Annotated in this window: 20 protein-coding genes; 7 read left to right on the top strand and 13 right to left on the bottom strand. The window is 72.6% G+C overall.

Features of this window, described 5'->3' with window-relative positions; genetic code table 11:
* Positions 1–23: 23 nt before the first annotated feature.
* From PYR72_RS16190 to PYR72_RS16200, 3 genes are all read left to right on the top strand, one after another.
* The gene (locus tag PYR72_RS16190) at positions 24–581 is read left to right on the top strand and encodes a phage tail protein (protein WP_275456001.1); all 558 of its coding nucleotides are present in this window, start codon (positions 24–26) and stop codon (positions 579–581) included.
* The gene (locus tag PYR72_RS16195; RefSeq protein WP_275456002.1) at positions 578–2,056 is read left to right on the top strand and encodes a zinc ribbon domain-containing protein; all 1,479 of its coding nucleotides are present in this window, start codon (positions 578–580) and stop codon (positions 2,054–2,056) included. The genes PYR72_RS16190 and PYR72_RS16195 overlap by 4 nt, the downstream gene beginning before the upstream one ends.
* Before the next feature lie 152 nt (positions 2,057–2,208).
* Positions 2,209–2,763 carry a glycoside hydrolase family 25 protein gene (locus tag PYR72_RS16200; protein ID WP_275460425.1) on the top strand — a complete coding sequence of 185 codons (555 nt, stop codon included), beginning with the start codon at positions 2,209–2,211 and terminating at the stop codon, positions 2,761–2,763.
* A gap of 28 nt (positions 2,764–2,791) precedes the next feature.
* Here the strand turns inward: PYR72_RS16200 and PYR72_RS16205 are convergent, their stop codons facing one another.
* From PYR72_RS16205 to PYR72_RS16215, 3 genes are all read right to left on the bottom strand, one after another.
* Entirely contained in the window at positions 2,792–3,454 is a 663-nt protein-coding gene (locus tag PYR72_RS16205; protein WP_275456003.1) for an NAD(P)-binding domain-containing protein, read from the bottom strand.
* A gap of 189 nt (positions 3,455–3,643) precedes the next feature.
* Positions 3,644–3,856 (bottom strand): EF-hand domain-containing protein, encoded by a 213-nt coding sequence (locus PYR72_RS16210; RefSeq protein ID WP_013000557.1) that lies wholly within the window; start codon positions 3,854–3,856, stop codon positions 3,644–3,646.
* A 71-nt stretch (positions 3,857–3,927) separates the two neighbouring features.
* Positions 3,928–4,842 carry a MerR family transcriptional regulator gene (locus PYR72_RS16215; protein ID WP_275456004.1) on the bottom strand — a complete coding sequence of 305 codons (915 nt, stop codon included), beginning with the start codon at positions 4,840–4,842 and terminating at the stop codon, positions 3,928–3,930.
* Positions 4,843–4,894: 52 nt separating this feature from the next.
* Between PYR72_RS16215 and PYR72_RS16220 the strand changes: the two genes are divergently transcribed.
* A complete protein-coding gene (locus PYR72_RS16220) occupies positions 4,895–5,527 on the top strand; it encodes a GNAT family N-acetyltransferase (protein ID WP_275456005.1) in 633 nt (210 codons plus the stop codon).
* Positions 5,528–5,539: 12 nt separating this feature from the next.
* Here the strand turns inward: PYR72_RS16220 and PYR72_RS16225 are convergent, their stop codons facing one another.
* From PYR72_RS16225 to PYR72_RS16250, 6 genes are all read right to left on the bottom strand, one after another.
* The gene (locus PYR72_RS16225; protein ID WP_275456006.1) at positions 5,540–6,160 is read right to left on the bottom strand and encodes a DNA-targeting ADP-ribosyltransferase toxin scabin; all 621 of its coding nucleotides are present in this window, start codon (positions 6,158–6,160) and stop codon (positions 5,540–5,542) included.
* Positions 6,161–6,235: 75 nt separating this feature from the next.
* Positions 6,236–7,444, bottom strand: coding sequence for a YncE family protein (locus tag PYR72_RS16230; RefSeq protein WP_275460426.1), 1,209 nt, complete (start codon positions 7,442–7,444; stop codon positions 6,236–6,238).
* A gap of 129 nt (positions 7,445–7,573) precedes the next feature.
* The gene (locus PYR72_RS16235) at positions 7,574–8,077 is read right to left on the bottom strand and encodes an ATP-binding protein (protein ID WP_275456007.1); all 504 of its coding nucleotides are present in this window, start codon (positions 8,075–8,077) and stop codon (positions 7,574–7,576) included.
* A 402-nt stretch (positions 8,078–8,479) separates the two neighbouring features.
* The gene (locus PYR72_RS16240) at positions 8,480–9,247 is read right to left on the bottom strand and encodes an enoyl-CoA hydratase-related protein (RefSeq protein WP_275456008.1); all 768 of its coding nucleotides are present in this window, start codon (positions 9,245–9,247) and stop codon (positions 8,480–8,482) included.
* Positions 9,248–9,339: 92 nt separating this feature from the next.
* Positions 9,340–10,599 carry an Ig-like domain-containing protein gene (locus PYR72_RS16245; protein ID WP_275456009.1) on the bottom strand — a complete coding sequence of 420 codons (1,260 nt, stop codon included), beginning with the start codon at positions 10,597–10,599 and terminating at the stop codon, positions 9,340–9,342.
* Positions 10,600–10,771: 172 nt separating this feature from the next.
* The gene (locus PYR72_RS16250) at positions 10,772–11,998 is read right to left on the bottom strand and encodes an Ig-like domain-containing protein (protein WP_275456010.1); all 1,227 of its coding nucleotides are present in this window, start codon (positions 11,996–11,998) and stop codon (positions 10,772–10,774) included.
* Positions 11,999–12,147: 149 nt separating this feature from the next.
* Between PYR72_RS16250 and glgX the strand changes: the two genes are divergently transcribed.
* Positions 12,148–14,412 (top strand): glycogen debranching protein GlgX, encoded by a 2,265-nt coding sequence (glgX, locus tag PYR72_RS16255; protein ID WP_275456011.1) that lies wholly within the window; start codon positions 12,148–12,150, stop codon positions 14,410–14,412.
* An 18-nt stretch (positions 14,413–14,430) separates the two neighbouring features.
* Here the strand turns inward: glgX and PYR72_RS16260 are convergent, their stop codons facing one another.
* From PYR72_RS16260 to PYR72_RS16275, 4 genes are read right to left on the bottom strand one after another with little or no spacing between them, the layout of a single operon-like run.
* The gene (locus PYR72_RS16260) at positions 14,431–15,141 is read right to left on the bottom strand and encodes a response regulator transcription factor (protein ID WP_275456012.1); all 711 of its coding nucleotides are present in this window, start codon (positions 15,139–15,141) and stop codon (positions 14,431–14,433) included.
* Entirely contained in the window at positions 15,134–16,396 is a 1,263-nt protein-coding gene (locus PYR72_RS16265; protein ID WP_275456013.1) for a sensor histidine kinase, read from the bottom strand. Before PYR72_RS16265 ends, PYR72_RS16260 begins: the two co-directional genes overlap by 8 nt.
* A gap of 25 nt (positions 16,397–16,421) precedes the next feature.
* Positions 16,422–17,171 carry an ABC transporter permease gene (locus PYR72_RS16270; protein ID WP_275456014.1) on the bottom strand — a complete coding sequence of 250 codons (750 nt, stop codon included), beginning with the start codon at positions 17,169–17,171 and terminating at the stop codon, positions 16,422–16,424.
* Entirely contained in the window at positions 17,168–18,163 is a 996-nt protein-coding gene (locus PYR72_RS16275) for an ABC transporter ATP-binding protein (RefSeq protein ID WP_275456015.1), read from the bottom strand. Before PYR72_RS16275 ends, PYR72_RS16270 begins: the two co-directional genes overlap by 4 nt.
* A 205-nt stretch (positions 18,164–18,368) precedes the next feature.
* Here PYR72_RS16275 and PYR72_RS16280 point away from each other — a divergent pair, with 205 nt between their 5' ends.
* Both PYR72_RS16280 and PYR72_RS16285 read left to right on the top strand, forming a co-directional pair.
* Positions 18,369–20,528: an ABC transporter ATP-binding protein gene (locus tag PYR72_RS16280; protein ID WP_275456016.1), complete on the top strand. Its 2,160-nt coding sequence runs from the start codon at positions 18,369–18,371 to the stop codon at positions 20,526–20,528.
* Positions 20,525–22,417 (top strand): ABC transporter ATP-binding protein, encoded by a 1,893-nt coding sequence (locus tag PYR72_RS16285; protein ID WP_275456017.1) that lies wholly within the window; start codon positions 20,525–20,527, stop codon positions 22,415–22,417. Before PYR72_RS16280 ends, PYR72_RS16285 begins: the two co-directional genes overlap by 4 nt.
* The last annotated feature ends 43 nt before the right edge of the window (positions 22,418–22,460 follow it).

Here is a 22,460-nt window from a genome sequence, read left to right on the forward strand (position 1 = left end):
CCGGGCGGGGGAGGTGGGCGCAGGTGAGAGGCTCCATCGACGGTCTGGGCTCCTCGCACCCCATCGGCGCGATGCTCCCCGCCGTGTTCGCCGACGACGACCTCGCGCAGCGTTTCGTCGGCGGTCTGGACGACGTCATCGCCCCGATCCTGTCCGTCCTCGACTGCCTGGACTCCTACTTCACGCCGTCCCTGGCCCCGGTGGACTTCACCCAGTGGCTCGCCGGCTGGGTGGGCGCCGAGACCGACGGCACGGAACCGGAGGACCGGCTGCGCGCCGCGGTCGCCGCCGCCGCGTATCTGCACCGCGTCCGCGGGACCCGGCGCGGTCTGTCCGAGGCGGTGCGGCTGGTGTTCGGCGTGGTCCCGGAGATCACCGAGAGCGGCGCCGCCTCCTGGGACGCCCGCCCCCTCGGCCCGGTCCCCGGCGAGGCCCGCCCGCGTCTGCACGTGACCCTGCGCCTGCCCGACCCCACCTCCGCGGACGAGCACCGGCTGGACAGCCTCGTCGCCGCCGCCCGTCCCGCCCACATGCCCTACACGGTCCAGGTGACCGCCGCCGAAAGGATCCCCGAGAGATGACCAGCCCGACCCCCGGCACCGGCCAGGCCCGGAGCTGCGCCGAGTGCGGAACCCGCGGGGAGCCCGGCCAGTCCTTCTGCGACGCCTGCGGCGCGGTGCTCGGCTGGACCGGAACCCCGGCCCGCGCGACCACGGGCGAGGCCCCGGCGGCCGCCGACCGCACGGACGACCCGGCCCCGGCCGCCGCCCCCGCGGGCGCGCCCACCGGTCGTCCGGCGGCCGCCGGCGAGCCCGGCTGGGACGCCTTCGCGCTCCCGGGCGCGGGCACCGGTACGGCCCGTACCGGCCACGACGGCGCCCAGGACACCGGCCGGCCGGGCACGGTGGCGGCCCCCGCCCGCGCCCCCGAGACCGCCCCGGCGGTCCGCACGGACGCACCCCCCGCCGCCGAACCCGCCGCCGCCGGCGTGACGACGACGGCGGCAGCGGGGGCGACTCCTACGGCGGCTACGGCTCCCCCGGCCGAGCCCCGGACCCCGTCCCCGGCGGCCTCCCCCGAGCCGGCCCCCGCGCCCCGCCCCCGGGACGACGACGAGGCCCCCACCACCCCCCTCCCGACACCCGCCGCGCCCTCGCCCTCCGACGCCGACCGGGCCAGGTCCCTGCTCGTCCCGGTCGCCGACCCCGAACCCCGTGCCCCGGCGGAGCCGGCCGTCGCGCCCGTGCTGCCGGGCCGCCCGGACGTGCAGCGGCCCCAGGTGCGCACCCCCGGCCCGGAGTTCGGCACGGACGGCGGTGTGCCCTGCCCGTGGTGCGGGACCCCCACCCGGCCGGACCGTCACTTCTGCGCCCGCTGCGCGATGCCGATGGCCGGCCGTGCGGAGACACCGGGACGGCTGCCGTGGTGGCGCAGGCTGCTGATCGGCCGCGACACGCAGACCCCGTGGGCGGGCGACCGCCCACGGCTGCGGCGGGGCTTCGGCGCGATCCTCACCTGGGTGGTCGCCGCCGTCGTCCTCACCCTGGTCGTCACCCTCGTCTTCAAGGCGGACGACGGCTACCAGGCGGCCCGCGACCACTTCGCCAAGCGCGCGTCGGTCGTCCCGGACAGCTTCAAGGCGTCCCGCTCCTTCCCCGGCCACAAGCCGGACCTGGCCTTCGACACGTACAGCAACACGTGGTGGGGTCCGGGTGTCACGCAGTCCGGCGAGGGCGAATGGCTGGAGGCCCACTTCGAGGAGCCGATCCGGCTGCTGGACGTGGTCATCACACCGGGCGTCTCCAAGCAGGCGGACCAGCGCTCGGAGTCGGCCCGCCCGCACCGCATCGAGGCGACCGTCACCGCCGCCGACGGCTCCAAGTCCACCAGGATGCTCACCCTGGACCAGGCCGCCGGCGGCCAGAGCCGCAAGTTCCGCGTCGGGGACGCCAAGTCCGTCCGCTTCACCATCCGCTCCTCCTACGGCGCGGACGACAAGAAGCAGGTGGCCATCGCGGAGATCGAGTTCTTCGGCCGCTCGAACAGCAACAGCTAGCGCGGGAAGGGCACCCACGGGGGCCGGGACAGAGCGCCGGGGGCTGGTTCCGGGAAAGGCGGACGACGCCGCTCCGGATCTGCGAGCCTGGTTCGGTGACCGGCCCCCCACAGGCCGGTCACCGGCCCGGCCCCCCCACCTCCGGAGACCTCATGCTGCGCGGTATCGACGTCAGCTCCCACCAGCCCTCCGAGTACGACACCACCGGCCTGTCCTTCGTCTTCGTCAAGGCCACCGAGGGACGCACCTACACCAACCCCAGACTCGCCGCCCAGACCAGAACCGCTCGCGAGGCGGGCCTGGTCGTCGGCTTCTACCACTTCCTGTGGCCGGGCAACCTGACTGCCCAGGCCGAGTACTTCGTCGGCAGGGCCCCGGAGCGGACGGGCGACATCCTCGCCGTCGACTGGGAGACGACGGGCGAGGGTACTCGCGCGAGCAACGCCGAGAAGGACCGCTTCCTTCGGAAGGTGAAGGAACTCCGCCCGGAGCACCGGGTGGTCCTCTACTGCAATCGCGACTACTGGCTGACCGTCGACACGACGTCCTACGCCGGCGACGGCCTCTGGATCGCCGACTACGTCACCGCCGGCAGACCGCGCGTCAAGGCCCGGTGGCGCTTCCACCAGTACACGGACCACCCGGTCGACAAGAACGTGGCCGACTTCCCGAGCAAGGCCGCGCTGCGCGAGTGGGCCGGCGGCTGAGCGTCGCGGGCGCGGCAGGTCGCCGGGATCAGCCCCGGAACTCCGGCTTGCGTTCCGGTGACGCCTCGGCCAGTGCCTTGGTGACGGCCTCGGTGTCGCCCCGGAGGCCGTAGACGGGGGTGTCGGGCTGCTGGCGCCAGGAGTCGTCGAGGCCGCCGGCGTCGACGGTGTCGAAGCCGAGTTCGTCGATGAGGGCGCGGACCTTCGCCTTGGCCGCCCCGTCGTCGCCGGCGACGGGGAGGGCGATGCGGTCGGGGTCACCGGCGGGGCGGGGGCGGTCGAGGATGTCCTGGGCGTAGGTGCCGTTGAATGCCTTGATCACGGGGTGGCCGATGTGCTGTTCGGTCCAGCGGCTCTCGGTGAGGCCGTCGTCCTCGATCGCGGCGATCCTGCCGTCGCGCTGCCGGGGATAGTAGTTGCCGGTGTCGACGACGGCGACGCCGTCCGCCGCGCCGTCGAGGAGGCCGGCGGGCAGATCGGGCACCGCCTTCAGCGGGATCGTGACCACCACGATCTCGGCGCCGTGGGCCGCTTCCCCCACCGGGACCGCGGTCGCGCCCGTCTCCTCGGCCAGTGCGGTGAGGGTCTGCGGGCCGCGGGAGTTGGCGACGGAGACCTCGTGGCCGAGGGCGGTGAGCCGCCGGGTGAGGTTGCCGCCGATGTTGCCCGCGCCGATGATGCCGATCTTCATGTCAGGCCGCCCTTCGTGTTCGGGGTGTTCCGGGGGTCGGGAGATCCGAGTGGTCCCGGGGAGTCCCACATATACATGCACGCGCATGCAGTACGCGACAACCCCGGAGTGCCCCGAGCTATTCCGGTCCCCTCACGACGAAGGGCGCCCCCGTCGTGCACGACGGAAGGCGCCCCTCTGCCCCTGGTCTCACTTGTCCAGGTGGGCCCAGAACTCGTCGAACGACAGGAGCTTGTCGCCGTTGAGGTCACGGGTGCGGATGATGACCTCCGCCACGGACTCGGTGACGTTCCAGTCGCCCTCCTGGGCCAGGGCGGTCTTGAACTCGGCGGCGGTGATGAACCCGTCCCCGTCCGCGTCGATCCGCTGGAACTCCTTGCGCGCTGCCTCGATGTCCGCCACCGATCCGCCCCTTCTTGGTGCCCTGCCCGTTCCGGACAGTCCTGCCTACGGTCCTACTGACGCAGGTCAGATTAACCGGCCGTACGAGCCCGGAGTGCGGCGACCACCCACGCGAACTCCTCCGTGTGCGCCGACAGCGGCTCGACGCCCCGTACCAGCGCCGCCAGCTCCCGGAACCGGGCCAGGTCGGCATGGGCGGCCGACGTGATCCGCGCCAGCAGTCCGGCCCGGTCGGTGTCGCCGACGAGCCCGGCCAGCACCTCGTCGGCGGCGGGCGAGGCGGGGGCGACGCCGTCACGCAGCGCCTCCCCCGCGAGCTGCACCAGGCGGCTCATGAACCACAGGGAGGTGCCGGGCGGCACCTCCGGCCCCCGGTCGGCCGCGTTGAACACGACCGTCTGCCGCATCCGCGCCCGGAACCCCGGATCCCGCAGCATCTCGGCCAGCTCCACCCAGGCGTCGACCTGCTCGGGCGTCGGATCCTCCGGCAGGTCGGCAAGGCTGAACCGCAGCCGCGTACGGATGTCGGGGTCGGCGGTGTCGAGTCCGCCGAAGGTCTCCTCCATGAAGTCGTCGATGATCCGCCCGCGTTCGGCGGCGGACAGCCGGGCCAGTCTGTTCATCAGGGTCATCTCCTCCGCGGTCGAGCCGCGCCGCGCCACGGTCGACAGCACCGCCCGGGTCATCTTCAGGGCCCTGATCTGCGCGTCCAGCGCGACCACATGCGTGGCCGCCACCTCCGCGACGGTCGCCTCGCCCGTGAGCACCCGCCGTACATCGTCCAGGCCGAGGCCCAGCTCCCGCAGCGTGCGGACGAGTTCGAGCCGGGCCACGGACGCGGCGTCGTACAGCCGGTACCCTCCCGCGCTGCGGGTGACCGGGTGCAGGACGCCCTCGTCCGACCAGTAGCGGATCGTACGGACGGACAGGCCGGAGCGGCGGGCGAGCTGCCCGATGGTGAAAAGGCCGGTGCCGTTCTCGGTCATGTCTGCGAGTGTGGGCCTTCCAGCGGGTGGAGACTCAAGGAGCACGGCGGCGATGGCGAGCTTGCGGGACGTGGTGGACGCGGCTGCCGGGGGAGTCTTCCCGCCTGCGGACGGCCGGACGACCGTCGTCGCCCAGCACGCGCACCGCGACGCGGGTGTGCTGTGCTTCACGGCCCACTCCGTCGTCTTCACGGACGAGGACCCCCGGTGGGTGTACGAGACGCTGGCGGCCGCGGAGTGCGATCCGCTGTCCGCGAGCATGAACCCGGGGTTCCTGGCGGCCCTCATGGCGCGGACGGGCCGCGTGTGCGAGACCGTCGACGCGATGCTGGTCGCCTCGCCCCTGCCGGGCCGGCCGCCGCTGGCGCTGGAGGAGATCGAGGACCCCGGCCACCCCCGCGTCGCGTACGCGCGGCGGCGCCGGGACGGTGTCCGGGTCTTCACGGCGGACGGCGGTGTGCTGACGACGGGCCGCGGGATCGCCGGCCGGCTGGAGGTGTCGGTGGAGGTGGACGAGGACGCCCGGCACCGAGGGCTGGGCCGGGCGCTGGTGACCGCCGCACGGCATCTCGCCGACGAGCCGCTGTGGGCGCAGGTCGCGCCGGGGAACGCCCGCAGTGTGCGGGCGTTCCAGTCGGCGGGCTACCGGCCGGTGGGCTCGGAGATCCTGCTCACGGCCCGGTGAGCGCGTCGGGCGTCAGTGCCAGGGCTCGTAGTGCGGATTGCTCACGCACTCGCTCATCTTCTCCGTCCTGGTCTTCTTGTCGACCGGGCAGACACCGATGACGAACTCCGTCCTGATGCCGCCGGGGAAGGCGACCTCGACCTGGTCGGCCCACTTGTGCTGATCACCGATGGTCTTGTTGACGTCCACCCCGCCGGGCGCGTCGATGTAGTAGTTGTAGCCGGACTTGTACCAGGTCTTGTACAGGTCGTGGTCGTAGGTCGTGGAGACGTACGGCGAGGGCTGGTTGACCAGGACGTAGCTCTCGATGTCGTACTGCCCGTCGATGACGTCCCGGGGGAGGAAGCCCTGCTCGAAGACGACCGCCGGGCCCCGGCTGTCGCTGCGGTACAGCGTGCCGCAGGTCGTGCGCCAGACCGGGTCGGGGGTGATGCGCTCGACGTCCACGCGGGGGTCGGCGGCGGCGTGCACGGGGTCGTCGAACCGGGGACAGGCGGGGGCGGCGGCCTGGGCGGGCGTCGCGGTGGGGGTCTGGGCCGGAGCGGTCGCGGCGGAGGTCGCGAGGACGGCGGAGAGGGACAGGACGACGGCGGCGGCCCGGCGCCGCGCACGAGAAGTGATCATGCTCAGCACGATCTCGGCTGTAGGGCACCGGGCCGGGGACCGTCACTCGTACGGAGGCGTGTCAGTCCGCCCGGTTGTCCGGGGTCACCGGAAGATGCCCGTGTGTCCGAGGGAGTAGCGGCCCGGCTGCGGGTACACCGCGAGGCCGTGCGGGCCGCTGCCGACGAGGATGCGGGCGAGCTGCTTCCCGGTGCGGGTGTCGAGGGCGTACACCTCGGCGTCGTAGCGGCCAGAGAGCCACAGGACCTTGCCGTCGGCGGAGACGCCGCCCATGTCGGGGCTGCCTCCGTCGGGCAGGTGCCATTTCCTCGTGAGCCTGTTCTCGCTGAAGTCGAAGACGGAGACCGTGCCCTCGCCCCGGTTGGAGACGTACATCTCGCGGGAGTCGCGGCCGACGTACAGCCCGTGGGTGCCCTTGCCGGTGGGCAGCAGCTTCGGTTCGTCGAAGGTGTCGCCGTCGAGGACCCACATGCCGTCGGCCATCATGTCGGCGATGTAGAACCGCTCGCCGTCCGGGGAGATCTTCACGTCCTGCGGCATGGCCCCCTCGAACGGCAGTTTGCGCTGTCCGATCACCTTCATCCTCGCGGTGTCGACCTTGAGCAGTTCGCCGCTGAACTCGCACGAGACGATGAAGTACGTGCCGTCGGCGGAGAAGTCGGCGTGGTTGACGCCGTAGCAGCTCACCGGTTCGGTCTTGACCCGCTTCATGGTGTGCGGGTCGCGGAAGACGAGTTCGCGGTCGAGCGAGGCCATGACGACGGCGTACTCGCCGTTCGGGGTGAAGTACAGGTTGTAGGGGTCGTGCACCTCGACCGGCTCGCCCGCCTTCCCCGTCGCCGGGTCGATGGGGGTGAGGGTGTGGCCCCGGTTGTTGTTGACCCACAGGGTCTTCAGGTCCCAGGAGGGCACCACGTGCTGGGGCTGGCGGCCCACCGGGATCGTCTCGACGACCTCGTACGTCTCCGGGTCGATCACGGAGACGGTGTCGGACTCGCTGTTGGGGACGTACACCCGGGACGGGAAGTCCTTGACGACCGGGGAGAGCCGGCCCGGGCGGTCGGCGGCGTAGACGTCCTCGGGGTCCAGCAGGGGCGGCATGCCGTGCAGACCCCGCACGGCCGTCCGCTGTCTCTTCTTCCGCTCGGCGGCCTCGGCCTCGGCGGCGGCCCGGTCGGCCCGGATCCGCTGCTCGTGCTCCGTGGTCCCGGCCCCGGCCCCGGCGCCGCACGCGGCGACGGCGGCGAGCACGGTGGCCGCGAGAAGGGCGCGCTGCACGAGGGTGCGCTGCATGAGGGAGCTGCGGGGCGTGGTCACGCGACCTTTATAGGGAGTTTCACCATGAATTCCGGCGATTGGCCCGATCGACGGAGGTGCGCGTGGCGACGGCCGTCGGGCCCCGTCACCGGCCGGCGACAGGTGTCAGCGGTCGGCGACCCGCATCTCGAACCAGGTCGTCTTGCCCCGCGGCAGCAGGTCGACCCCCCAGCGGTCGGCGAGCTTGTCCACCAGGAACAGGCCGCGCCCGCTGGTGTCCAGCTCCTGCACCGGCATCAGACAGGGCAGTCCGCGCGAGGGGTCGCGGACCTCGATCCGGATCCAGCCGGGGCGGCGGCGCATGCGGAGTCCGAAGACACGGGCGCCGGTGTGCCGTACGGCGTTGCCGACGAGTTCGGAGACGAGCAGGACCGCGTCCTCGGTCATCTTCGGCGACAGCCGCCACTGGCGGAGCACGACGACCTGGGCGAGCCGCCGGGCCGTGGCGGCGGACTCGGGACGGGACGGCAGCGGGACCTCCGCCTCGGTCGGGTTGCCGAACAACTCCAGTGCCTTCTGCGCCCGTTCGTCCTCGATCGCAGGTGACCAACGCGCCGCGGTCGCACTCCCGTGCCGCCGCGGCTGTTCGATACCCTCCAGCCCCGCCATGCCCTCCATCATGGCCGTCCCGGGCCCCTTTCGGGGCCGTTCCACAGGAATACAACCCCCGGAACCAACCATTCCGGGACTTTCGGATGACATATGCCAGAGGCAGTCAACTGCCCGAGAAAGCCTGTCCGACCTGCGTGAACACCCTGAACTTCGGTCAACGGCGCGAGCGTTGGGCAAGGTTCTCTTAAGGCTGCCTTAAGGCTCGGAGACACCGCCCCTTCGGGGGACACGGGTCGGACATGGCGTCACCTGCAAGCCCGTCGACGGAATGCGCGGGCCGAATTCCGGAAGCCCCGGACCCCGGCCCGCTCGCCCTCACCCTGGCTTTCGCCCTCGCTTTCGCGCTGGCCTTCGCCCTGGCTTTCGCCCTCGCCTTCGCCCTCGCCTTCGCTCTCGTGATCAGACGAACTTGGCCTTGCCCGGGCCCTCCTCCACGAAGCTGCGCATCCCGCGCTCGCGGTCCTCCGTGGCGAACAGCCCCGCGAACCAGTTCCGCTCGATGGCGAGTCCGGTCTCCAGGTCGGTCTCCAGACCCGCGTCGATCGACTCCTTGGCGGCCCGCAGCGCGATGGCCGGCCCCTTCGCCAGCCGGGCGGCCCACGCGTGCGCGGCGGTGTACACCTCGTCCGCCGGGACGACCCGGTCGACCAGGCCGAGGGTGAGGGCCTCGTCCGCCTTGACCATCCGGCCGGTGAAGATGAGGTCCTTGGCCTTGGAGGGGCCGACGAGGCGGGCCAGCCGCTGGGTGCCGCCCGCGCCCGGGATCACGCCGAGCAGGATCTCCGGCTGGCCGAGCTTCGCGTTCTCCCCGGCGATCCGGTAGTCCGCGCACAGCGCCAGCTCGCAGCCGCCGCCCAGGGCGTAGCCGGTGACGGCCGCGACGACCGGCTTGGGGATCCGGGCCACGGCGCTGAAGGAGTCCTGCAGGGCGCGGGACCTCGCGACCATCGCCGCGTGGTCCATGTCCTGCATCTCCTTGATGTCGGCGCCGGCCGCGAAGACCTTCTCGCCGCCGTAGATCACCACCGCGCGGACGTCGTCGCGGCGCGTGGCCTCCTCGGCGAGTTCCTTGAGGCGGTCCTGGGTGGCGATGTCCAGGGCGTTCATGGGCGGCCGGTCGAGGCGGATGGTGCCGACGCCCTCGGCGACTTCGAGATGCACAGTCATGAGGGCAGGTTAACGGCGACTAACGGCAACGGCCCCGGTGCCGTACATCACACCGGGGCCGTGCGTCGGGAGGGGCCGTCAGGCGCGGGCGCCTACGCCTTCCACTTGTCCCAGGCCATGTTCCAGCCGTTGTAGCCGTTGTCGGGGTCCACGGTCCGGTCGTTGGAGTTCTTCACGACCACGACGTCGCCGACCATGGAGTGGTCGAAGAACCAGCCGCCGGGCGCCTTGCGGTCGTAGCCGCCGCGGGTGTCGCGCAGACCGATGCAGCCGTGGCTGGCGTTGTAGTTGCCGAAGGCGTCGCCGCCCCAGTAGTTGCCGTGGATGAAGGTGCCCGAGTTGGTCAGGCGCATCGCGTCCGGCACGTCCTTGATGTCGTACTCGCCGCCGTAGCCGACCGTCTCACCGTTCATCCGGGTCACGCGCAGGCGCTCGCTGATGACCATCTGACCGTTCCAGGTCTCCATGCCGGGCTTGCCGGTGGTGACCGGGATGGTCTTGATGACCTTGCCGTCGCGCTTCACCTTCATGGTGAGCTTCTTGACGTCGACCACGGAGACCTGGCTGCGGCCGATGGTGAAGGAGACCTTCTTGCTCTGCTCGCCGTAGACGCCGTCACGGCCCTCGACGCCGTCGAGGTTGAGGTCGACGGTTACCTTCGTGCCGGCCTTCCAGTACTTCTCCGGGCGGAAGTCGAGGCGGTCGTTGCCGAACCAGTGGCCCTCGACGTCGACGGGCGGCTCGGTCTTGATGGTGATGGCCTTCTCGACGTCCTCGGGGGCCGTGATGCCCCGGGTGAAGCGGATCGAGAACGGCATGCCGACGCCGACCTTCGAGCCGTCCTCGGGGGTGAAGATGCCCACGAAGGTGTTCTTCGGGGTCAGCGTGGTGAAGGACGAGTCCTCGGCCGCCTCGCGCCCCTCGGAGTCCTTCGCGACGGCGTGCACCTTGTACTCGGTGGCCGAGTTGAGGTGGATCGACGGCGTCCAGCTGGCGCCGTCGCCGGATATCTCGCCGGCGATCTTCTCGCCCTTGTCGTTCTCGACCGTGACCTCGGACAGCTTGCCCTTGGTGGCGCTCACCTTGAGGGCACCGCTGGTGGCCACGGAGTCGGCGCCGTTCTTCGGCGCGATGGAGACCACGGCCTCCGAGGCGCCGGTGGCCGCCGCCTTGTCGGAGGCGGTCCTGTCGGAGCCCTTCCCCTTGTCGCCGTCGGAGCCGGTGTCCGAACCCCCGCCCCCGCCGCACGCGGTGACCGCGAGCAGCATCAGGACCGGCAGCACCGCCAGGGCCCCCTTGCGCCGCCGCGTCCGCGCGCCAACCGACGCCCCCGATATCGGTCGCCCGTTCAACTCTCTGTTCTCCCCTCGCACGGCCTGATCAGGCCCGCACCCCTACGCGCAGAGCGCGCGTACGCTCGTACATTAACCAGATGATCGGGACGATTTGGCCTCGGTGTATGTCACCGTTCAGTCCCAACTTCAATGATCACGCGCGCACCCCCCAAGTCCGGGCTTTGTCCGTCTACTTCACCGCGGCACCCGCTTTCCATTCCTTCCACCCCATGTTCCACCCTCCGAGACCATTGTCCGGAGCGACCTGTTTGTCCGTACTGTTGACGACCTCGACGACGTCCCCGACGAGACTGCGGTCGAAGAACCAGCCCGCGGGCGTGCCGGAATCGCCGCCCTTCACATCGCGCAGGCCGACGCAGCCGTGGCTGACGTTGGCCCGGCCGAAGGCGTCCGGGGCCCAGTAGTTGCCGTGCAGGAAGGTGCCCGAGGTGGTGAGGCGCATGGCGTGCGGGACGTCCGGGATGTCGTACTCGCCCTTGCCGTCGGCCTTGCGGAAGCCGACGGTGGCGCCGTTCATCCGGGTCACCTCCAGCATCTCGGTGACGACCATCTTCCCGTTGTACGTCGTCGTCCTCGGCGCCCCGGCCGTGACGGGCAGCGTGGCGAGCACACCGTCGGCGCGTTCCACGCGCATGGTGTGCCGTGCCGCGTCGACCACGCTGACCTGGTGCCGGCCGACGGTGAAGGAGAACGTCCGGTCCTGCTGGCCGTAGACGCCGGGCGCGCCCTCGACGTCCCGCAGCCGCAGGCCGACGGTGACGCGGGTGCCGGGCCTCCAGTACGTCTCGGGACGGAAGTCCAGGCGCCCCCGGCCGAACCAGTGCGGGCGGACCTCGACGGCGGGTTCGGCGGTCACGTCCACGGCGCGTTCGACGGCCGCGCGGTCCTCGATCTCCCGGTTGAACTCCAGGGAGACGATCATCCCGGTGCCGACGGTGGCCCGGTTCTCGGGCGTGACGTAGGCGATGAAGCGCTCGTCGGGGACGTGGGTCGTGAAGGTGACGTGCCGGGCCGAGCGGCGGCCGTGGCCGTCGAGGGCGACCGCGTCGACGGTGTACCGGGCGGCCAGCGCGAGCTTCGGTGAGCCGGTGGGGCGCCAGGTCAGCCCGTCGGCGGACATCCGGCCCGGCACGGGCGACTCCTGCGCGTCCTGCGACTTCACCACCTTGACGGACTCCAGGCGCCCGCTGGGCACCCGCACTTCGAGACGTTGCTCCGGGCGCACGCCCTTGCTGCCGTCCTCCGGAGTGACCCTGATCGTGTCGCCGGGCGCCTTTCCGCTGGTCAGCGGCGGCCCGGTGGTGCATCCGGCGGCCCCGGCCAGCAGGGCCGCCCAGGTGAGCGCGGCGGCCAGGGCGGCCACGGCGCGGCGCGCGTGCGTCTGTGCGTGGTTCACGTGCGGCCCAACGACGGCGCACGCCCCCGGGAAACGTGAGTGCGAGGCGTGCTCTGGGCAGAACACTTGGGAGGACGACGAGACGGGGAGCGGCGCGGGGACGGCCGGCTCCCCCTGCCCGTCGCCCACCGAGCCGCGGGAGGCCAGAGGTGTCGAGCGCAGCCGAGCAGGAGGAAGTGACGGGGACGCGCGGGGTGCCGGCCGCGCGGGGTGCCGTCGTGCTGAACGGGGGCCGTCGCGAGGAGCCGTCACCGGGGACCAGGCCCGTGTGGCCGGGGGCGCCGACGCCGCTCGGCGCGCGGTTCCGGGTGGGCCCCGACGGGGTCGCGGGCACCAACTTCGCGCTGTGGGCCGGCGGGGCGGAGGCCGTCGAGCTGTGTCTGTTCTCCGCGGCGGGCGAGGAGACCCGCCTGCGGCTGACGGAGCTGACGCACGAGATCTGGCACGGCTTCGTGCCCGGTGTCCTGCCCGGTCAGCGGTACGGCTACCGCGTGCACGGCCGCTGGGACCCGTGGACCGGCGCCCGCTGGAACCCGGCGAAGCTCCTCCTGGACCCGTACGCGCGTGCCGTGGACGGGGAGTTCGGTCTGCCGCCGGAGGTGTACGCGCACGTGCGGGACTGGCCCGAGCAGCATGTCGCCGACACCGTGCGCGACGAGCGGGACTCGGCGCCGCACGTCCCGAAGGGCGTGGTCGTGCACGACGACACCCCCGACGACGAATGGAGCGACGACCGCCGCCCGAAGACGCCCTGGGCGGACTCGGTCATCTACGAACTGCACGTACGCGGCTTCACCATGACCCATCCCGGCGTCCCCGAGGAGCTGCGCGGCACGTACGCCGGTCTCGCGCACCCCGCCGCGATCGAGCACCTGGTGAAGCTGGGGGTGACGGCGGTGGAGCTGCTGCCCGTCCACCAGTTCGCCCACGAGGACCATCTGCTGCGCCGGGGCATGCGCAACTACTGGGGCTACAACTCGGTGGGCTACTTCGCCCCGCACGCGGCGTACTCCTCCTCGGGCACGGCCGGGCAGCAGGTCGGAGAGTTCCGGCGGATGGTGCGGGCGCTGCACGCGGCCGGCATCGAGGTCGTCCTCGACGTGGTCTACAACCACACGGCCGAGGCCGACGAACGCGGTCCGAGCCTGTCGCTGCGCGGCATCGACAACCGGGGCTACTACCGCCTGCAGAGCGACGCGCGGCGCTACGCGGACTACACGGGCTGCGGGAACACGCTGCACGTGGTCCAGCCGCACGTGCTGCGGCTGATCACCGACTCGCTGCGGTACTGGGTGACGGAGATGGGGGTGGACGGCTTCCGTTTCGATCTGGCGGCGGCCCTCGCCCGTTCCATGCACGACGTCGACATGCTCTCCCCGTTCCTCGCCGTCATCGCCCAGGACCCGGTGCTGCGGCGGGTGAAGCTGATCGCCGAGCCGTGGGACGTGGGCTCGGGCGGCTACCAGGTGGGTGCCTTCCCGCCCCTGTGGACGGAGTGGAACGACCGCTACCGGGGCGCGGTCCGGGACTTCTGGCGGGGCGCCCTGCCGGACGTACGGGACCTCGGCTACCGGCTGTCGGGGTCGAGCGACCTGTACGCCTGGGGCGGCCGCCGGCCGTACGCCTCGGTCAACTTCATCACCGCGCACGACGGTTTCACGCTCCGCGACCTGGTGTCGTACGAGCGCAAGCACAACGAGGCGAACGGGGAGGGGAACCGGGACGGCTCGGACGACAACCGGTCCTGGAACTGCGGAGCCGAGGGCGAGACGGACGACGAGGGCGTACGGGCCCTGCGGCGACGGCAGTTGCGGAACCTGCTGACGACGCTGCTGCTGTCCACGGGCGTGCCGATGCTGGTCGCCGGCGACGAGCTGGGCCGCACGCAGGGGGGCAACAACAACGCCTACTGCCAGGACAACGAGATCAGCTGGATCGACTGGAGCCTGCTGGAGGACCCCGCCTGGAAGGCCCTCTTCGACCTCACCTCCCGCCTGATCGCGCTGCGCCAGGCGCATCCGGTGCTGCGCCGCCGGGCGTTCTTCTCCGGCCGGGCCCACTCGGCGGACGGACTGCGGGACCTGGCCTGGTTCACGGCACGCGGCAACGAGATGACCGAACGGGACTGGTACGCGCCGGCCGCGACCCTCGGGATGTACCTCTCCGGCCGGGACATCCCCGGCCGCGACGCCCGGGGCACCCCGATCCTCGACGACAGTTTCCTCATCGTCCTGCACGCCGGCGACCGCCCGGCCGGCTTCGTCCTGCCGGGCGCGCCCTGGGCGCAGCGGTACGAGGTGGTGGTCGACACCTCGCGGGAGGAACAGGGGGAGCCGGTGGGCGAGGTGCACGAGGCGGGGGCGGAGGTGGCCGTGCCGGGGCGGTGCGTGCTGCTGCTGCGGGTGCTGGGGTGAGTGGTCCGGTGCCCGGCGTCAGCCGAGGATGCCCCGTTCGTAGGCCGTGGCCACCGCGGCGGCCCGGTCCTTGACGCCCAGCTTGGCGTAGAGATGGGTGAGATGGGTCTTGACGGTCGCCTCGCTGATGAAGAGTTCACGGGCGATCTCCCGGTTGGCGGTGCCCCTGGCCACCAGGGCCAGCACCTCGCGCTCGCGGGCGGAGAGGGGTTCGCTGCCGGGGGTGCGCGGGGTGCGGACCGCCGTCACCAGCCGGGAGGCGACGGCCGGGGAGAGCACGGTGCGGCCCTCGGCCGCCGCGCGGACCGCGGTGAACAGCTCCTCGCGCGGGGCGTCCTTCAGCAGATAGCCCGTCGCGCCCGCCTCGATGGCCGGGAGGGTGTCGGAGTCGGTGTCGTAGGTGGTGAGGACGAGGATCTTCGCACGGGCGGCGCGGCGGGTCAGTTCGCGGATGGCGTCCACTCCCCCGCCGCCCGGCATCCGCAGGTCCATCAGGACGACGTCCGGGTCCAGGGCGGCGGTCAGGTCGACCGCCTCCGTCCCGTTCGCCGCCTCGCCGAGGACGCGGAAGCCGGGCGCGGACTCGAACATGCCGCGCAGACCGTCCCGTACGACGGGATGGTCGTCGACGATCAGCAGGGAGATGGGCTGCTGTGGATGCGGGTGCGGGTGCGGGTGCGGGTGCGGCTGTGGATGCGGGTGCGGGTGCGGATACGCCTCGTCAGTCATGGCGGACCAACGGTACGCGAGCCGACAGGGCCGTGCCGTGACCCGGTTCGGACTCGACGGTGAGGGTGCCGGCGATGCGTTCGGCGCGGATCCGCATGCCGTCGAGACCGAAGCCGCCGGCCCGGGTGCGGGCGGGGACGGCGAGCGGGTCGAAGCCGCGGCCGTCGTCGCGGATGTCGAGGATGACCTCCTCGCCGAGGAAGGTGAGGGTGACGCCGACGCGACGGGCGCGGGCGTGCCGGGCCGTGTTCGACAGGGCTTCCTGGGCGATGCGCAGGAGGGTCGCCGAGACCTCCTCGTGGAGGGGCTCGACCCGCCCGGTGGCCGTGAACTCGGCGCGGGTGCCTGTCCGTTCGGCCCACTCGGCGACCGTCTTCTTCAGGGCCTCGGGCAGGCCGTCGTGCTCCAGGGCGACGGGGGCGAGGTTGTGCACGGAGCGGCGGGCCTCGCCGAGGCTGTGGCGGGCCAGGTCGCCGGCGCGGGCGAGGTGGACGCGGGCGGTCTCCGGGTCGGGGGCGTTCGCGACGACCTGGAGCTGGGCGATGATGCCGGTCAGGCCCTGGGCGATGGTGTCGTGGATCTCGGCGGCCAGCCGCCGGCGCTCGTCGGCGACCCCGGCCTCCCGTGCCTGGACGAGGAGCTGGGCGTGCAGGGCGGCGTTCTCGTCGAGGGCCTGCTGCAGGGCGGTGTTGGTGCGTTCGAGTTCGGCGATGGTCGCGGTGCGCTCGCGGGCCCGCTCGTCCTCCTGTTCGGTGAGATGGGCGACGACCATCTGCAGGACGGAGTTGGCGGCCAGGAGAGCGGCGAAGGCGATCCAGTGGACGGGGCCGGCCGGCAGCCCGCTGGACTGCGCGCCCGCCACGGTGACCGCGCTGGCGAACAGCCCGAGCCGTCGCCACCTGGCCGGGATCAGCTCGTCGGCGTCCATGTAGCCGGTGGCGGCGTAGAACGCGAAGAACGGGTTGATCCAGGTCAGGGCGAAGGCGAGGGCCCAGCGGACGACGTAGTAGACCGTCCCGGCCGGGGACGGGGTCCGCCGTCCGCGGGCGGTCTGGCGAGGGGGAGTGCCGTGCCACCACAGCTGGAGCGCCACGGCGGCCACGACCAGGGCCCCGGCGGCGTACCACTCGGTGGCGCCGGTGATGAGTTCGCCGGTGGCGGCAGCGAGGACGGTGCCGACGCCGAGCAGCCCGTAGGGCCCCCAGGTGTGGAACTGGTCCCATCGCCGCTCGATCTGCCGGTCCGCCGCGTTCATCCGCCCAGTCTGCACGGCCGCGCGCCTACTCCCACCGGAACCAGCGCGAGGCGGCGAAGGTGAGCAGCGCCGTCCACAGGGCGAGGACGCCGAGGTGGTCCCAGCCGGGCCAGTGACCGGCCGCCGCCTCGTTCAGGGCCTGCGCGGCGGCGCCGAACGGGGTGTAGCCGACGCACCGGGCCAGGACGTCGGGCATGGTCTGCACCGGCATCCACACGCCCGCGCAGAACATCGCCGGGAAGAACACGGCGGAGCCGATCGCCGCCGAGATCTTCGCGGTGCGGGACAGCGCGGAGATCACGGCGCCCAGCGCGAGGGCCGCGAGGACGGCCAGGAGCAGGGCGAGCGCGTAGCCGAGGGGCTGTTCGGGCAGCCGCACGTCGAAGGCGAGCCTGCCGACGGCGAGGACGAGCAGCGCCGAGAGCAGCGCTCCGCCCCCGTACAGGAGCATCTGGGCGGACAGCAGGGAGGCGGGCCGGACCGGGGTCGTGGACATCCGGCGCAGCACACCGCGTTCGCGGTAGCCGGTCAGGGTCTGCGGCATGGCCTGCAGCCCGCCGACGATCAGGCCGAGCAGCACGGCCACGGGGACGTAGCCGTCGACCGGGCGCAGTCCGCCGAAGTCCGGGTCGGCCTCGCGCAGGGACGGGATCGAGCCGAGGATCACCAGCAGGAGGGTGGGGAATCCCAGCATCCAGAAGAGGCTGCCGGGTTCCCGGCGCAGGAGGCGGGTCTCGCTCCGCAGGACGGCGGTGTTGACGAGGGTGGTGCTCATACGGCGGCCTCCTGGGTGCCGGTGCCCGTGTCGGCCTCGGCGCCGGTCGTCGGGGCGGGAGGCGGGGCGCCCTTCGTGTCCGCCGTCGTCAGGTCGAGGAAGGCGTCGTCCAGGGTGGCGTCGGCGACCCGGAGCTGGTGGGCGGTGATGTGCGTGCGGGCGAGGAGGGTGAGCACGGCGTTCACCGTCTCGTCGGTGCCGGAGAGGGTGAGCCGGCCGTCCTTGTGCGCGATCGCCGAGAGCGCGGGGAGCGCGTTCAGGTCACGGTCGTCCAGCGGGGCGGAGGGCGTGAAGCTGATGACGGTGGCGCCCGCCGAGCGCCGGACGAGTCCGGCCGGGGTGTCCAGGGCGGCGATCCGCCCCTGGTCGATCACGGCGATCCGGTCGCACAGCCGCTGTGCCTCCTCCATGAAGTGGGTGACGAGCAGGACCGTCATCCCGCCCGCGCGGATGTCCTCGATCAGCTCCCAGGTGTCCCGGCGGGCGCGCGGGTCCAGGCCGGTGGTCAGCTCGTCCAGGACGACGATCCGGGGGTTGCCGATGAGCGCGAGCGCGATGAACAGCCGCTGCTTCTGCCCGCCGGAGAGCTTGGCGAACCGGGTGCCGAGCCGGGCGGTCAGGCCGAGGCGTTCGGCCAGGGTCCGCCAGTCCGCCGGGTCGGGATAGAAGGAGGCGTACAGCTCCAGCGCCTCGCGGACGGTGAGCTTGGCCTGCAGCTCGCTCTCCTGGAGCTGCGCGCCGAGCACCCGGCGGGTGGCCTCGTGCTCGGCGACGGGGTCGAGGCCGGCGATCCGGACCCGGCCCGCGTCGGGCACCCGCAGGCCCTCGACACACTCGACGGTGGTGGTCTTGCCGGCGCCGTTGGGGCCGAGGATCCCGAAGATCTCGCCCTCCGCGACGCTGAAGGAGACCCCGTCGACGACGTTGCGGCCGCCGTATGCCTTGCGCAGGCCGGTGACCTCGATGACGGATGTGGACGACGTGTGTGGCATGTGTCGAGAATCCCGGCCGCGCGCGGGTGCGCGCATCGGCCATCGCGCTCGAACGGGCATCAACCGATCGGTCGATGGGCCGCTACGACCCCGCTGGTCCCGCCTTTCGCCTCCGGGACCGCGTGGGTCGTAGGTCGCACGGCCGAGGGCGGTCCGGCCAAAACTCGGTGGGCGTTGTCAGTGGCGATCCGTAGGCTCGCTGCTGATGGCCACGACACGTGCAACCGCCGAGGAACCCGACCAGCCCCTGGAACCCGAGACGGTTCCCGAACCCGAGGACTTCGAGAGGGCGAAGGCGCCCGAGAAGGCCGAGGGCCGGTCCGTCGTACGCACGCTGCTGCGGCTGTGGCCGTACGTGCGGCCGGTGCGGGCGCGGCTGTCGGTGGCCGCGCTCGTCGCGATAGTCGCCTCCTGCGTGGGCCTGGTCATCCCGCTGGTGCTGAAGTGGATGGTCGACGGGCCGGTCGCGGACCGGGACCCGGCGGGTGTGTGGCTCGGGGCGCTGTACCTGCTGCTGCTCGGTCTGGCCGAGGCGCTGCTGTTCGGGTTGCGGCGCTGGCTGGTGGCGCGGCCCCTCGCCGGGGTCGAGGCGTCGATGCGGGCGGACCTCTACCGTCATCTGCAGCGCCTGCCGGTCGCCTTCCACGACCGCTGGGCCTCCGGGCAGCTGCTCTCGCGCGGCACGACGGACCTGATGCTGCTGCGGATGTTCCTCGCCTTCCCGCTGACGTTCCTGCTGGTCAACGCGGTGACCATCGTGGTCGGCGTGATCATCATGCTGGTTCAGGACTGGACGCTCGGGCTGGTCATCCTGGGTCCGGCGATTCCCGTGATGGTCACCTGCGTGATCTTCGAGCGGAAGTACTCCGAGGTCGCGCGTCTGGCCCAGGACCAGGTGGGCGACCTCACCACGGTCGTCGAGGAGAGCGTCCTCGGGATCCGCATCATCAAGGGGTTCGGGCGTCATCGCAGCCAGGCCCGCGCCTTCCGGGAGCTGTCCCGGACCCTGCGCGGCACCGAGCTGCGCAAGGCCCGTCTGCTGTCGGTGATCTGGGGCGTCATCATCACGCTTCCCGAGTTGGCGATCGGGGCGGCCCTCGTCCTCGGTGTCGTCCAGGTCGCGGACGGCGTCCTGTCGGCGGGCACGCTGGTGGCGTTCCTGTCCACGGCCCTCGCGCTGCGCTGGCCCGTCGACTCGATCGGCTTCCTGCTGGCGATGAGCCAGGAGGCGGCGACGGCGACGGAACGGTATTTCGAGGTGATGGACGAGAAGCCGGAGTCGACGGCGGAGTCGGGGCCCCCGGCTTCCACGGACGCCGACATCGCTGTCATGGCGGGCGCGGCTGCGGGTGTCGGGGCGGCCGACGTCGCGACTACCGGCCGCGGTACTGCCGACGTCGCGAGGCCGACCGCCGCTTCCGGCACCGGCACCACGGCGGGCGCCCCCGCCCCAGCGGACGCCGCTGCCACCGTCGGCGCGGCGGCCGCCTCGGCCGCCCCCGCCTCCGTCCCCGACCCCGCTCCCGCTTCCGCTTCCGCTTCCGATGGCCGGCGGTCCGCACGGTCCGACGGGCGGGTGCGTTCGGCGACTTCGGCGGACGGGTCCGCCGGGGCCCCGGGCGGCGGGCTGCGGTTCCACCGCGTCACCTTCCGGTACCCCGACGCCGGTCCCGGCACCGCGCCGACCCTCGACCGTGTCGACCTCCACATCCGCCCCGGCGAGTCGATGGCCCTGGTCGGGGCCACCGGCTCCGGGAAGACCACCCTGACCGCGCTCGTCCCCCGCCTCCACGAGGTCACCTCCGGCCGCATCACGCTGGACGGCGAGGACATCACCGCGATGTCCCGCGAGGAACTGCGCGCGAAGGTGGCCGTCGCCTTCGAGGAGCCCACCCTCTTCTCGGCGACCGTCGGTGAGAACGTCCTGATGGGCGCCCGCCCGGGCGCGGGCGAGGCCGAGCTGGACCGCGCCCTGGCCATCGCCCAGGCGGAGTTCGCGCACGCGCTCCCCCAGGGCACCGCCACCCAGGTCGGCGAGCAGGGCCTGAGCCTCTCGGGCGGCCAGCGGCAGCGCCTCGCGCTGGCGCGGGCCGTGGTCGGCCGCCCCCGCTTCCTGGTGCTGGACGACCCGCTGTCGGCGCTCGACGTGCACACGGAGGCCGCGGTGGAGGCCGCGCTGCGCCGCGTGCTCGCGGAGACGACCGCCCTGATCGTGGCGCACCGCCCGTCGACGGTGCTGCTCGCCGACCGCGTGGCCCTGCTCTCCGGCGGCCGGATCGCCGCGGTCGGCACCCACCAGGAACTGCTGCGTACGAACGCCGAGTACGCCCATCTGATGTCCGGGACCGAGGAGGACCAGCGATGACGGCGCCCACGACCACCGCGCCGGACAGGGAACCGGACGAGGAGCCGCAGGGCACGGCCGGCGGCGACCTGTCCGCCGCCCCTCGCGAGGCGTCCGCCGACGACCCGTTCGACCACGACGACCTGCCCACTCCCCCGGGCGCCACCCTCGCGCTGCTGCGCTCCCTGCTCGCGCCGATGCGCACCCGCGTGATCGTCGCGAGCGTGCTGCTCCTGCTCCAGCAGGCGGCGGTGCAGGCGGGCCCGCTGCTGGTGGCGTACGCCATCGACAGTGCCGTGCCCGCGCTCCGGGATGGCCGGCAGGGGCCGCTGATCGCGGTGGCGGCCGGGTACCTGGCGTGCGCGCTGGCGGCCGGCGGGCTGCAGTTCGCGTTCATCGGGGCGTCCGCGCGGGTCAACCAGGACGTGCTGCTGGATCTGCGCGGCCGGATCTTCCGCCACGCGCAGGCCCTGAGCATCGACTTCCACGAGCGGTACACCTCGGGCCGGCTCATCTCCCGCTCCACCACGGACGTCGAATCGCTGCGCGAACTCCTCGACGAGGGGCTGCAGGAACTCATCGGCGTGATCCTCGCCTCCGTCTACATCTCGGCCATGCTGCTCTGGCTGGACCTCGGGCTGGGCGCGGCCGCGCTGGCGTCGTTCGTGCCGCTGTACGGGTTCGTGCGGTCCTACCGGCGGCGCGCGGCCGGCGTCTACACGGCTAGGTCCACCGCGATCGCCGCGGTGATCGTGAAGTTCGCGGAGACGATGAACGGCATCCGGCCGGTGCGGGCGTTCCGCCGCGAGGCCGCGAACGACGAGGAGTTCGCGGCCCTGAACCGGCTCCACGAGCGCAGGAACGGCGACGCGATCCTGGAGATGGCCCGCTATGTGGTGTGCTCCCGTGTCGTCGCCAACGTCACGGTCGCGGCGATCGTGCTGTGGGGCGCGTACCGGGTGGCCTCGCAGACGCTGGCGCTGGGCGTGCTGGCGGCGGCCGTGCTGTATCTGCGGCGGCTGTACGACCCGATCGACCGGCTGGGCATGTTCCTCAACTCGTACCAGTCGGCGGCGGCCTCGCTGGAGAAGATCGCCGGTCTGCTGGCCCAGGCCCCGTCGGTGCCCGAGCCCGCCGCGCCGAAGGAGCTGCCGGCGGCGTCCCGTGACATGCCGGGCCGCGAGGTCGTCTTCGACGACGTGCGGTTCGCCTACCGCACCGGCGGCGAGATCCTGCCTTGCTTCGGCCTCACCCTCGCGGCGGGCAGCACGGTGGCGGTCGTCGGGTCCACCGGCGCCGGCAAGTCGACCCTGGCCAAGCTGGTGGCCCGCTTCTACGACCCCTCGTCCGGGCGGGTCCTCCTCGACGGCGTCGACCTGCGCGACCTCCCGGTGCCCGAACTGCGGCGCGGGGTGATCATGGTGACGCAGGAGTCGTTCCTGTTCTCCGGCACGGTCGCCGAGAACATCGCCATCGGCCGCCCCGACGCCGGCCGCGAGGAGATCGAGCATGCCGCGAAGGCCATCGGCGCCCACGACTTCATCGCCGCCCTGCCCGACGGCTACGACACCGACGTACGCAAGCGCGGTGGCCGTATCTCCGCCGGACAGCGCCAGCTCGTGGCGTTCGCACGGGCGTTGCTGGCCGACCCGGCCGTCCTCATCCTGGACGAGGCGACCAGTTCGCTCGACGTCCCGGGCGAACGCGCGGTCCAGCGCGCCATGTCCACGGTCCTGCGCGGCCGTACGGCCGTGGTGATCGCCCACCGGCTGTCCACGGTCGAGATCGCCGACCGCGTCCTGGTGATGGAGCACGGCCGGATCGTGGAGGACGGCACGCCGGCGGAGCTGATCGCGGGCACCGGCCGGTTCGCGGACCTGCACCGGGCCTGGCAGGACAGCCTGGCGTAGCAGCGCCCGAGGAACTCACCCAACCGCACGGATCCACACGAAT

Source organism: Streptomyces sp. VNUA24 (genome assembly GCF_029167005.1).
In the GTDB taxonomy this organism is placed as follows: domain Bacteria; phylum Actinomycetota; class Actinomycetes; order Streptomycetales; family Streptomycetaceae; genus Streptomyces; species Streptomyces scabiei.